Source organism: Streptomyces chartreusis, assembly GCF_008704715.1.
Lineage (GTDB): Bacteria > Actinomycetota > Actinomycetes > Streptomycetales > Streptomycetaceae > Streptomyces > Streptomyces chartreusis.
Window position 1 is genome coordinate 7,567,354 of record NZ_CP023689.1, and the last position, 11,355, is coordinate 7,578,708.

At 73.2% G+C, this 11,355-nt stretch carries 11 protein-coding genes; 3 read left to right on the top strand and 8 right to left on the bottom strand.

The genetic code is table 11. The features are described 5' to 3' along the window. Positions 1-6: 6 nt before the first annotated feature. From CP983_RS33365 to CP983_RS33385, 5 genes are all read right to left on the bottom strand, one after another. Positions 7-669 carry a response regulator transcription factor gene (locus CP983_RS33365; RefSeq protein ID WP_107907245.1) on the bottom strand — a complete coding sequence of 221 codons (663 nt, stop codon included), beginning with the start codon at positions 667-669 and terminating at the stop codon, positions 7-9. Beyond that, positions 666-1,922, bottom strand: coding sequence for a sensor histidine kinase (locus tag CP983_RS33370; protein ID WP_150503743.1), 1,257 nt, complete (start codon positions 1,920-1,922; stop codon positions 666-668). Before CP983_RS33370 ends, CP983_RS33365 begins: the two co-directional genes overlap by 4 nt. After that, positions 1,919-2,932, bottom strand: a complete 1,014-nt coding sequence (locus CP983_RS33375; RefSeq protein ID WP_150503745.1) for a hypothetical protein — start codon at positions 2,930-2,932, stop codon at positions 1,919-1,921. The genes CP983_RS33370 and CP983_RS33375 overlap by 4 nt, the downstream gene beginning before the upstream one ends. Before the next feature lie 80 nt (positions 2,933-3,012). Further along, positions 3,013-3,483 carry a GNAT family N-acetyltransferase gene (locus CP983_RS33380; RefSeq protein WP_107907247.1) on the bottom strand — a complete coding sequence of 157 codons (471 nt, stop codon included), beginning with the start codon at positions 3,481-3,483 and terminating at the stop codon, positions 3,013-3,015. Positions 3,484-3,486: 3 nt separating this feature from the next. Beyond that, a complete protein-coding gene (locus CP983_RS33385) occupies positions 3,487-4,260 on the bottom strand; it encodes an IclR family transcriptional regulator (RefSeq protein ID WP_030956770.1) in 774 nt (257 codons plus the stop codon). A gap of 133 nt (positions 4,261-4,393) precedes the next feature. Here CP983_RS33385 and CP983_RS33390 point away from each other — a divergent pair, with 133 nt between their 5' ends. Further along, on the top strand, positions 4,394-5,923 hold the full coding sequence (locus CP983_RS33390) for an aldehyde dehydrogenase (NADP(+)) (protein ID WP_125526678.1): 1,530 nt from the start codon (positions 4,394-4,396) through the stop codon (positions 5,921-5,923). Positions 5,924-6,024: 101 nt separating this feature from the next. On the opposite strand, the gene CP983_RS33395 is transcribed toward CP983_RS33390, so the two are convergent. Continuing rightward, entirely contained in the window at positions 6,025-6,687 is a 663-nt protein-coding gene (locus tag CP983_RS33395) for a response regulator transcription factor (protein ID WP_150503747.1), read from the bottom strand. 92 nt (positions 6,688-6,779) lie between these two features. Further along, positions 6,780-8,504 carry a sensor histidine kinase gene (locus CP983_RS33400; protein WP_229914974.1) on the bottom strand — a complete coding sequence of 575 codons (1,725 nt, stop codon included), beginning with the start codon at positions 8,502-8,504 and terminating at the stop codon, positions 6,780-6,782. Positions 8,505-8,727: 223 nt separating this feature from the next. Between CP983_RS33400 and CP983_RS33405 the strand changes: the two genes are divergently transcribed. Further along, on the top strand, positions 8,728-9,324 hold the full coding sequence (locus CP983_RS33405; RefSeq protein ID WP_229914975.1) for an LURP-one-related family protein: 597 nt from the start codon (positions 8,728-8,730) through the stop codon (positions 9,322-9,324). Positions 9,325-9,378: 54 nt separating this feature from the next. After that, positions 9,379-9,990 carry a DUF1349 domain-containing protein gene (locus tag CP983_RS33410; protein ID WP_107907251.1) on the top strand — a complete coding sequence of 204 codons (612 nt, stop codon included), beginning with the start codon at positions 9,379-9,381 and terminating at the stop codon, positions 9,988-9,990. On the opposite strand, the gene CP983_RS33415 is transcribed toward CP983_RS33410, so the two are convergent. Continuing rightward, positions 9,950-11,353 carry an MFS transporter gene (locus tag CP983_RS33415; RefSeq protein ID WP_150503751.1) on the bottom strand — a complete coding sequence of 468 codons (1,404 nt, stop codon included), beginning with the start codon at positions 11,351-11,353 and terminating at the stop codon, positions 9,950-9,952. The two genes, CP983_RS33410 and CP983_RS33415, sit on opposite strands and share 41 nt — an antisense overlap. Between the last annotated feature and the right edge of the window lie 2 nt (positions 11,354-11,355).

An 11,355-nucleotide genomic window follows, 5' to 3' on the forward strand; every position in this document is an offset into this window, starting at 1 on the left:
GTTTTCTCATCGGGCGTTCATGAAGCCCGCCTCGTACGCGGCGATCACCGCCTGGGTGCGGTCCCGGGTGCCGGTCTTCGCCAGGACCGCCGCCACGTGCGATTTCACGGTCGCCGGACCGACCTCCATCCGCCGTGCGATCTCCGCGTTGGTCAGACCCTGCGCCATCAGCCGCAGCACATCGCTCTCCCGCCCTGTGAGCCGCGCCACCCAGGGCGGCGGCGTGCGGTACGCGCGCGCGTGCTCGGCCGCCAGGGCGCGTACCGCCGACGGGAACAGCAGGGTGTCGGTGTGCGAGACCAGCCGTACGGCCTGGACGAGCGCGTCGGCGTCCGACCGCTTCAGCAGGAACCCGGCGGCTCCGGCCCGCAGGGCGTCGTACACGTAGGAGTCGTTCTCGAAGGTGGTGACGACGACGATGCGGGGCGGGTCGTCGAGGGTGGCCAGGATCTGCTCGGTGGCGCGGATGCCGTCGATCTCCGGCATCCGGACGTCCATGAGGACGACGTCTGGCCGCAGCTCCCGCACGACCGACACGGCCTCGGCCCCGGACGCCGCCTCGCCGACCACCTCCAGGTCCGGCTCGGCGGACAGGATGGCGCGCAGGGCGCTGCGCACCATGCGCTCGTCGTCGGCGAGGACGATCCGGACGGGCGGGCAGGTCGTCATGCGGGTCCCTTCATGGGCAGTCGTACGTGCAGCCGCCACGCTCCCCGCTCGGGGCCGGCCTCGGCCGTGCCGCCCAGCAGCCGGGCCCGGTCGGCGATGCCGCGCAGGCCGTGACCGCCGCCGGGACGGCAGGACGGGGCCCGCTCCAGCGGATTCTCGACGGTGATCTCCAGGTGCCCGTCGGCGATCCCGATGCTCAGGCTCACGCTCGTCGCGTCACCGGCGTGCCTGAGGGCGTTGCTCAGCCCCTCCTGCACGATCCGGTACGCCTCGCGGGACAGGACGGGCGGCAGGGCCTCCGGGTCGACGCCGACCGTCGAGGTCACCCGAAGCCCGCACGCGCGCGTGCGCCGCAGCAGACCTGCGAGGTCCCCGGCGAGGGTGGGCGCCGGGGCCGTACCGGGTGCGTCGCCGTCCCTCAGCACGCCGAGGACGGCGTCGAGTTCGCCGACCGTGCGCCGGGTCGTGTCCTCGATCGCGGCGAGCGCCTCACGGACGAACTCCGGGTCGGTGTCGAGCACCCGGCGGGCCGCGCTCGCCTGAAGGGTGACGGCGCTCAGCGCATGGCCCACGGAGTCGTGCAGCTCGCGTGCGAGCCGGTTGCGCACGGCGAGGTCGGCGGCGCGCGCCTCGGCAGCCGCGAGCCGGTCCTCCGGCGCGGGACCGAGCAGTACCGGCGCCCAGCGGGCCAGGAGCGTGCCGGAGACCGCCGCGCAGCCGGCCAGCGCCAGCATCGTCGCCACGCCCGCGACCGGCGCGAGCGCCAGTACCCAGGTGTGGTCGAGGGGCCCGGGCAGCTCGACGAGGGTGTCCCCGCCCAGCCACACCAGCAGCGGCAGCGCGGTCAGGAACCCGGCGAACGGCGGCACCGCCAGCGACATCCCCGAGATGATCCCGCCGAACCCGAGATGCAGCGTGAACCAGGCCGCCGCACGCCCCTTCGCCGCCCACGTCCGCGCGGGGCCGTGGGCCAGCCGGTCCGCCCCGATGCCGCACAGCGACCGCACGGCACCCGACTCCAGCGGCCGGGTCAGCGGGAACACGGCGGCGGTGACCGCGGCCAGGGGCAACCCGACGGCGAAGGACAGGAGTTGGAGCGGCAGGTCGTTGAACACGTACCGGGAGTCCATGGCGGGGCCCACGACGAGCTGGCCCACGAAGACGTACGGCATGGCGAGCGCACCGCCCAGGATCAGATGGATCCAGCGCAGCCGCGCCTGCCGGCCGAACAGCAGACGGAGGAAGCCGTTCACGGCGTACGGCACTTGGCCCTCGCCGAGCGCTCCGCGAGGAAGTGGACGCCGAGACTGGCGACGAGGATGCCGACGATCATCTGGCCAGCGTAGGTGAGGTTCATCAGCTGCGTCGGGCGGTCGGCGACGTCGTCGACGCCGCCCAGCGAGGCCAGCGACAGCCAGCCGCCCCAGCAGGCGACGGCGGCCGAGCCGACCCAGGCCAGGGCGAGCGGCACCAGGACGGGCAGGGTGCGTCCGCGGCGGAAGGCGAGCTGCCAGGCACCCGCGACGGCGGCGGCGAGGAAGACGACGTACATGACCTCCAGGACCTGGAAGTCGGCGGTCGCCTCGTCCGCGCGGCCCTCGCTGAGCCCGGCCGTGCTGCCGCAGGCCCACAGCAGGTGCACGGTGAGCGGGAACAGCGCGAGAAGGCCGGCGGCGACGGCGGTCACCCGCTGGGCCGCGCCGAGGACGCCGACCGGCAGCTCCCACACCCGCCCCCGCCACAGCGGCGCCCAGCGGTCCCGGGCGTACAGCGCGAACAGCGCACTCAGCGCCAGCCCCTGCACGATGAACCCGCTGTACACGACGGCGAACACCCACTCGTCGAGGAAGGGCTCGCCCGCGGGTCCGCGATGGCCGCCCCCGCCGAACAGGCGCACGACGAGCTGGAGCGGGAACCCGGTCATGATCGGCGCGAGCAGCCCGGTGGCCACCCAGGCGGGGAGGACGAGCAGCCACGCGGGCACCCGCAGCCCCCACGGCCGGGTCAGCACCAGCGCGAGCACGATCACGGCACTGTCCAGCAGTACCGAGACGCCGTTGGCCACCGCCATCGACAGCCGGTGCTCCAGCAGCGAGCTGCCCGCCGGGATCCCGATGTGACTCCCGGCGATCCAGGCGGCCTTGAGCCCGAGATAGGGCACGCACGAGACGATGGCGACGGCCCGCAGGATCCTGCGGGGCCGGCCGGGACCGACGGATCCTGCGGGGGCGGTGCCCGGGGTGGGAGCGAGCGTCTGCGTCATGCCCCCACGCTCCCGCGCGGCGGCAGGAGTACACCTCCTGCGCGACGGTGATCCGTCTCCGCCGCGCGGGGGAGGCCCGCTCAGCCCAGCAGCGTCAGGACCAGCTCGTCGATCTCCTCGCCGCGCGCGTTCGCGAACCCCCGCGCGCGGGCCCTGACTTCGAAGCCGCACTTCGTCAGCACCCGCAGCGAGCCCTCGTTGTCCGCCGCGGTCCGTGCGTACAGCGGGCGTTCGGGCACCTCGGTGAGCAGTCCGCGCAGGGCGGCCGTGGCCACCCCGCGGCCCCAGTACGCGCGGTCGACCCAGTAGGTCACCTCCCGCTCGCCGGGCTCCCCGTACACCGCCGCGCTCCCGACCACGTCACCGTCGGCCAGGATCGTGCGCAGCACGTACGCGGAGGACCGGATCCGGCTCCAGTGCGCGTCGAACGCGTCCCGGTCCGCCGGGTCCTTGGGGGTGAAGGCCGCCATCCGCAGGGCCTCGGGGTCGTTCATCTGGCGGTAGAAGACCGGCAGATCGCTGTCGTGCACCTCGCGCAGTTCCACATCCATGGATCAGAGCCTACGAGTGGCCAGTGTCAGTCTGTCCCGCGCGTCGAACAACGCGTCCTTCACCATCTGTTCGTGCGCGGGCGTCAGCCGGGCCACCGGCACCGAGCAGCTGATCGCGTCGCGGGCGGGAGTGCGGTACGGGATCGCCACGCCGAAGCAGCGCAGGCCCAGGGTGTTCTCCTCGCGGTCCACGGCGAAGCCCTGCTCGCGGACCTGGTGGAGCTCCTCGATCAGCTTCTCGCGGTCGGTGATCGTGTTCTCGGTCAGCGCGGGCAGCGTCTCCGGGAGCATCTTGCGGACCTGCTCGTCCGAGTACGTGCTCAGCAGCGCCTTGCCGAGGGAGGTCGAGTGCGCGGGCAGCCGGCGGCCGACCCGGGTGAAGGGGCGCAGGTAGTGCTGGGACTGGCGGGTGGCGAGGTAGACGACGTTCGTGCCGTCCAGACGCGCCAGGTGGATGGTCTCCGTGGTGTCGTCCGACAGCCGGTCCAGGGTCGGGCGGGCCGCCGCGACCACCTCGTCGCCGTCGATGTACGAGGTGCCGACCAGCAGCGCCCGCACGCCGATGCCGTAGCGGGTGCCGGTCGCGTCCGTCTCCACCCAGCCCAGTTCCACGAGTGTGCGCAGCAGCATGTAGAGGCTGGACTTGGGGTATCCGACGGCCTCCTGGACCGCCGCGAGGGAGTGCATGCCGGGGCGCCCGGCGAAGTATTCGAGCAGTTCAACCGTCCGTACCGCGGACTTGACCTGCGCTCCGCCGCCCGTCTCGCCTGCCGACATCGCCCTTGACCCCTTCGTTCGACGGGAAATAGTCTCCGACAGCGTATTCATCATCAGAGACAGTGTTCAGTATATCGAACACCCCTGGTGGATGACCCAGTACTGCGGCATTACATGTGTGGAGGGACCCGCGGTGGCAGCAGCACCAGTCTGGAGTGTCGACCCCCGAACCGGGAAGCAGCGTGAACAGGTTGCGGTGGAGGCCACAGCCCAGGAGGTGGACACCGCCGTCCGCGCCGCGCACGAGGCGCGCGGCTCCCTCGCCGACCGCACGGTCCGCTCGGCGTTCCTGCGCACCGCCGCCGACCGGCTCCAGACGGCCAAGGACCAGCTCGTCGAGGCCGCCGACGCCGAGACCGCGCTCGGCCCGGTCCGCCTCACCGGCGAACTCGCCCGCACCTGCTACCAGCTGCGTGCCTTCGCGGACATCGTCGACGAGGGCGCCTTCCTCGACGTCGTCATCAACCACCCCGACGACACCGCGACCCCGCCGGTCCCCGACCTGCGCCGCTACAAGGTGTCCCTCGGGGTCGTCGCCGTCTACTCGGCGTCCAACTTCCCCTTCGCCTTCTCCGTCGCCGGCGGCGACACCGCCAGTGCGCTGGCCGCGGGCTGCCCGGTCGTCGTCAAGGCCCACCCCGACCACCCGGCGCTCTCCGAGCTGGTCGCCAAGGTGCTGCGCATCGCCGCCGCCGAGCACGGCATCCCGGCCGGCGTCGTCGGCCTGGTGCACGGCTTCGAGGCCGGCATCGAACTGATCAGGCACCCGCTGCTCGCCGCGGCCGGCTTCACCGGTTCCGTACGAGGGGGCCGCGCCCTCTTCGACGCGGCCGCCGCCCGCCCGGTCCCGATCCCCTTCCACGGCGAGCTGGGCTCCCTGAACCCGGTCGTCGTCACCGAGGCGGCCGCGACCGAGCGCGGCGAGGCCATCGGCACCGGACTCGCCGGGTCCATGACGCTGGGCGTCGGGCAGTTCTGCGTGAAGCCGGGTCTGGTGCTGGTGCCGTCCGGCGCCGCGGGCGACGGTCTGCTGAAGTCCCTCACGGACGCCGTCAGCGACACCGACGCCGGGGTCCTGCTTGACCACCGGATGCGGGACAACTTCATCGCCGGGGTCGCCGAGCGCACCGAACTGCCGGACGTGCAGTCGCCGGTGACGCCGGGCGCGGGCGGCGAGCACACGGTCAGCGCCGGGTTCCTGACGGTCGCGGCCGACAGGCTCACCACCGAGGGCGCCTACGACCTGCTCCTGGAGGAGTGCTTCGGCCCGGTCACGGTGGTGGCCCGCTACGACGACGACGCGCAGGCGCAGGCCGTGCTGTCCCGGCTGCCCGGCAACCTCACCGCGACGGTCCACCTGTCCGCCGAGGAGGCGGCCGGCGAGGGACGCGGCGCGGAGATCCTCGCCGAGCTGACGCCGCTGGCGGGGCGCGTGCTCGTCAACGGCTGGCCGACGGGTGTTGCCGTGGCACCGGCCCAGCACCACGGCGGTCCGTACCCGGCGACGACTTCGACGTCCACGTCGGTGGGGGGTACCGCCATCGAGCGGTGGCTGCGGCCGGTGGTCTATCAGGGGGCGCCTGCGGCGCTGCTTCCTGCGGAGCTTCGGGACGAGAATCCGCTGGGGCTGCCTCGGAGGTTCAACGGGCGGTTGGAACGCTGAAAGGCTTCTAGGGGAGTGCCGCGATCGGCCGTCGAAAGGCTGCGGCAGCGTCGTGGCTGGTCGCGCAGTTCCCCGCGCCCCTTTGGGGCGCGGCAGAACCGTCAGCCCGTGTTCGACTCCAGGCCCGCGTCCCGGGCCAGGAGGGCTGCCTGGACCCTGTTGTCGCAGTCGAGCTTGGTCAGGATGCGGCTGACGTACGTCTTCACCGTGGCCTCGCTCATGTGCAGGCGGCTGCCCGCGTCCGCGTTGGACAGGCCCTCGCCGAGCAGGGCCAGGACCTCGCGTTCGCGGGCCGTCAGGCCGGCCAGCCGGCGGCGGGCCTCCTCGCCGCGCGCGGTGGCGGCGGGGGAGGCGAGGGTGTCCACCACGTGCCGGGTGGCGGCGGGGGAGAGATAGGCGTTGCCGGCCGCCGCCGCACGGACCGCGTGGATCAGCTCCTGCGGCGCGGAGTCCTTCAGCAGGAACCCCGCGCCACCGTGACCGAGCGCCCGCAGCACGTTGTCGCGCTCGCCGAACGTGGTCAGGATCAGCACCCGTACGTCCGGCGCGGCCCGGCCCAGCTCGGCCAGCGCGGTCAGCCCGTCCATCACCGGCATCTGGATGTCCAGCAGGGCCACGTCGACCGCGGTGCGCCGTGCGGTCTCCACCGCTTCCCGCCCGTCCGCCGCCTCCGCGACGACGTCGATGTCGTCCGCCGAGGTGAGGATCATCCTGATGCCGGCCCTGATGAGCGGCTCGTCGTCGGCGACGAGGACCCGGATCACGCGGCCTCCTGCGCGGTGTCGGTGCGATGAACGGATGGCAGAGCCCCGTCATCATGCCCGATCCGGTCACGGGGGCGACCATGTGCCGCCGGTCAGAGCTTGTCCTTGAAGCTCTCCTTCGCGACCAGCTTCCCGTCGCGGAAGCAGAACCGGTAGACGATGTCCTCGTCGAGGTCCAGATAGTGACGGCACTTCGCGCCCTCGGGCAGCGGCGGGCCCTGCTTCTCCTGGCCGTCGGTGAGCAGCGAACTGCCCTCGGGCAGCTCCGCCTTCACGTCCGCCTCGGCGTCGCCGATCTTCGCGGAGTCGTACACGTCGGCCGATATCGTGCCGCTCTCCATCTCGTCCCACAGCGCCTTCAGCCCCCAGGCCCCGAGGGCGACGACGCCCGCGACCAGGACGACGGCGGTGACGACACAGCCGAGGGCGACCTTCTTCTTGCTGCTCATGATGGCGGCGAACTCCCCTTGCGGATCGGAACGGTCGATGACCGCTCCACCGTCGCCCGCCGCACCCTCGAAGGGCTGCCCCCGAAAGTCGTCGCCCGCCGCGACGGAGGTCGCGCCCTTCGGGCCGGGCAGGGTCTCGCCGCCGCCGTAGGGCAGCACCCCGGCGAGCCGGAAACCGCCGTCGGGCGTGGGACCCGTGTGCACCATGCCGCCGACCAGCCGGGCCCGCTCCCGCAGACCCGCCAGGCCCTGGCCGCCGCTCACCGCGGGCGGGGACGCGGGCGCCCCGTCCGGCACCGGCCCGTTGGCCACCTCGACGACCAGACTGTCCGGTTCATAGCGCAGCGCCACCGTGATCGGGGCACCCGGCGCGTGCTTGTGCGCGTTGGTCAGCGCCTCCTGGGCGATGCGGTACGCCGCGTGGTCGGCGGCCGGCGCGAGGGGCCGTACGTTCCCGGAACGGTGCAGCTCCACGGCCGCGCCCGCCGCCCGCGACGACTCGACCAGGCCGTCGACTGCGGCCGCCACCCGGGCCGGCGGGTGCTCGGCGTCCGCCGGGTCCGGCCGCTGCCCGGCCGCCTCACCGAGGTCGTCCCGCAGGATGCCCACCGCCTCGCGCAGCTCCCGCATCGCCGTCCGGGACGCCTCGCGCAGGATGCCCACCCCTTCGCGGTGCCGGTCGCCCAGCTCCGGGTCCACCTCCAGCGCTCCGGCGTGCACCGCGATCAGGGCGAGCTGGTGACCGAGGCTGTCGTGCATGTCCTGGGCGATGCGCTGGCGCTCCAGGAGCCGGGCCTGCCGTGCCACCATCGCCTGCTCGCGCACCAGTTGGGCGTTGTGCCGCCGCAGCGCGTCGAGCAGCGCGTGGCGCTGCGCGCGATAGCGGGAGGCCAGCCCGGGCACGATCACCAGCGCCACGAAGGAGCCCGCCGCCAGTGAGCCGATGACGAGCGGTGAGAACTGGACCTCCCCGTCGGGCGCCTTGGCGATGCCGACGGCGGCGTACAGCACGAACCCGGCGGCGTACGCGGCCAGCGCGCGCGAGGGGCGCATGATCCGGCTGCCCGCCGACCAGCTCGCGCACACCAGCAGCGGTACGGCGCCCGCCACCACCCCGGACATGGCCGACGCGACGAGCAGCACCGTCGCCGGCAGCGAGCGGCGGGCCAGCGACAGTACGGCAGCCGCGAGGGCCACGACGACGGTCCACGCGCTGAATCCGGGCTGGTCGTCGAAGAGGCCCGCCATCCCGGCGAGCACGAGGGCGAGCACGCTCTCCCCGACGATCCGTTTGCGGGGCCAGGGGGAGGCGGCGAGGAGCCGGGAGCGGAGCGGCCGGTCGGTGCGGGGTGTCTGGCTTACGTCCACGCGCAGACGATAGTCAGCCGCCCGGTGCCGCCCGCATCCCCCCTTCGGCGCGGTCCCGAACGACGAAAGTCGACACCCTCCCCCCGCCGGGCCCGTCATCTTTGGTCGCTGCGCACGTCGACTTACGGAGACTGCCCCGGGCGAGGGCGCGCGATGAGTATGGGTCCGCCGGACGAGGACGCCGGCGGACACCGACACCGACACCGACAAGGGGACTGGGACAGTGGACAGCGCGCGACCGCAGGCGAACGAGCGATTCACCATCCGGCAGAAGACCACGTTCATGATCAACCGGTACGTCGTGACCGAGACGCTTCCGGACGGTTCCGACGGCAAGGTCGTCGCCTTCGCCGAGCAGAAGCGGATGGCGCTCAAGGAGCAGATGACCTTCTACACCGACGAGTCCAAGGGCCACGTGCTGTTCACCGCGAAGGCCCGGCAGGTCCTCGACGTCGGCGCTGCCTACGACGTGTGCGACGCGGCCGGCAACCCCGTCGGCACGTTCCGCAAGAAGTTCGCCGCCTCCCTGCTGCGCTCGACGTGGGAACTGGAGCAGCCGGGCTCCCTCACCGCCGTGGGGACCGAGCGCAACCGCTTCGTGGCCGTGCTGCGCCGGGTCTGGGAGCTGCTGCCGCTCGACTTCGTGCCGTTCGCGTGGCCGTACCACTTCGACTTCGCCTCGGACGGGAAGCCGGTGATGAAGGTCGACAAGAAGATAGGGCTGCGCGACCGCTATCTGCTGGACGTGGCCTCGCCCGACCTCGACCTGCGCCTCGCCATCGCGCAGGCCGTCGCCCTGGACGCCCTGCAGTCCCGCTGACCGGGACCCCCCCTCGGGCGCGCGGTACGGGGGACGGCCTGGAAGAATCCCGCCATGGACCTGGAAATCCCCGAACTCCCCTTCCCGCTGCGCACCTACGGCCCCGACGGCCACTGGTCCTACGAGGACGACGGCATCCTCTCCGGATGGGCCGGCCCCCGGCAGGACCGTTTCGTGCCGCCCACCGGCGAGGCCCTGGACGCCGCCTCCGACGCACCCCGGCTGCTGGGCGCCCCCGAGGGCGACTTCCAGCTCATCGCCCGCGTCACCGTCGGCTTCGCCGGTGCCTTCGACGCCGGGGTCCTCTACGTCCACGTCGGCGAGCGGGCCTGGGCCAAGCTGTGCCTGGAGTACTCCCCGGACGTGCCCACCGTCTGCACGGTCGTCACGCGGGGCCACTCCGACGACGCCAACTCCTTCACGGTCGAGGGCAGCTCCGTGTGGCTGCGGGTGAGCCGCACCGGCCGCGCCTTCTCCTTCCACGCCTCCCGCGACGGCGAGCGCTGGACCTTCGTCCGGCTGTTCACGCTCGGCGACGAGACGGAGACCGGCGCCGCCCTGGTCGGCTTCATGACGCAGTCGCCGCTGGGGGAGGGGTGCGTGGTGACGTACGACCACCTGGAGTTCAGGCCGTACTGGCCGAAGGACCTGCGAGACGGAAGCTGAGCAGGCCCGTCACCGCGAGCAGCGCCGCGCTGATCACCAGGCTCAGCCGCATCCCGGCCACGAAGCCGTCGGAGATCAGCGCCCCGAAGACGGCGATGCCCAGCGCCCCGGCCATCTGCCGGGCCGCGTTGAGGACGCCCGCCGCGAGGCCCGCCCGTTCGGCGGGCACGGCGTCCATCATCGCCGCCGTCAGCGGCGGCACCGTCAGCGCGCAGCCCAGCGCCATCGGGACGAGCAGCAGCGCCACCACGACCGGGGGCGTACCGGTGTCGACGAACAGCATCACCAGCAGCCCCACCACGGCGATGCCCTGCCCCACCGCCATCGGCAGCCGGGGGCCGTACCGCCCGGCGAGCTTGCCCGCCACCACGTTCGTCACCGCGATCAGGCCCGTCATCGGCAGGAACATCAGGCCGGCCTGGAGCGCGGAACGGCCCTGGACCTGCTGGAAGAAGAGCGAGAAGACGAACACCATGCTGTAGAAGGCGACGCTGACGGCCGCCCCGGTCGCCACCGTCACCGCGACGGTGCGGTTGCGGAAGAGGCTGAGCGGGACGACCGGGTGCGGCCGGCGCGCCTCGATCCGCAGGAACGCCCCGGCCGCGACCACGGCCACCGCGAGCGCGGCCCAGCCCGCCGTGCCGCCCTCGATCACCGCGAACGTCAGCGCGGTGAGCGCCACCACCGCCGTCACCTGGCCCGGCAGGTCCAGCGGCGCCGGACGGCGCTGCGAGCGCGGGGCCCGGACCAGCAGCGCGAGGACCAGCGCGCCCACCGGAAGGTTGACGAAGAAGATCCCGCGCCAGTCCCAGGCCGTGGTCAGCACACCGCCCACCACCGGCCCGAGCGCCACCGCCGCCGAACCCCCGGCTGCCCACACGGCCACCGCACGCGCCCGGCGCGCCGGATCGGCGTACGCCTGCCGCACCAGCGCCAGTGAGGCCGGCAGCACCACGGCCGCCGCGACACCCTGCACGACCCGCGCCCCGATCAGGGCGGGCAGGTTCGGCGCCAGACCGCAGGCCGCCGACGCGAGCGTGAAGACACCGGCGCCCAGCGCGTACGCCCGGGTCGCCCCGGCCCGGTCGGAGAACGCCCCGGTCGACAGCATCAGCGCGGCGAAGGCAAGCGTGTAGGCGTCCACCACCCACTGCAGGCCCGACATCCCGCCGCCGAGGGAGGAGCCCATCGCGGGCAGGGCCACGTTCACGATGGACGCGTCGAGGCAGACCAGCGCGAAGCCGAGCAGACCGGCGGTGAGGGTGAGAGCGGCGGAGGGTGTCTTGGGTTCCTTGGACTGCGGCTTCAACTCACCATGGGTCATGGGGAGTTGCTTGCCGTCGCGCGTCACGTTCGTCGACATGC

Excerpts from the sequence above, each read along its gene's own strand:
- CP983_RS33365 (WP_107907245.1), bottom strand. The coding sequence starts at position 669 with ATGACGACCTGCCCGCCCGTCCGGATCGTCCTCGCCGACGACGAGCGC.
- CP983_RS33375 (WP_150503745.1), bottom strand. The coding sequence starts at position 2,932 with ATGACGCAGACGCTCGCTCCCACCCCGGGCACCGCCCCCGCAGGATCC.
- CP983_RS33380 (WP_107907247.1), bottom strand. The coding sequence starts at position 3,483 with ATGGATGTGGAACTGCGCGAGGTGCACGACAGCGATCTGCCGGTCTTC.
- CP983_RS33385 (WP_030956770.1), bottom strand. The coding sequence starts at position 4,260 with ATGTCGGCAGGCGAGACGGGCGGCGGAGCGCAGGTCAAGTCCGCGGTA.
- CP983_RS33410 (WP_107907251.1), top strand. The coding sequence starts at position 9,379 with ATGGACCTGGAAATCCCCGAACTCCCCTTCCCGCTGCGCACCTACGGC.
- CP983_RS33415 (WP_150503751.1), bottom strand. The coding sequence starts at position 11,353 with ATGTCGACGAACGTGACGCGCGACGGCAAGCAACTCCCCATGACCCAT.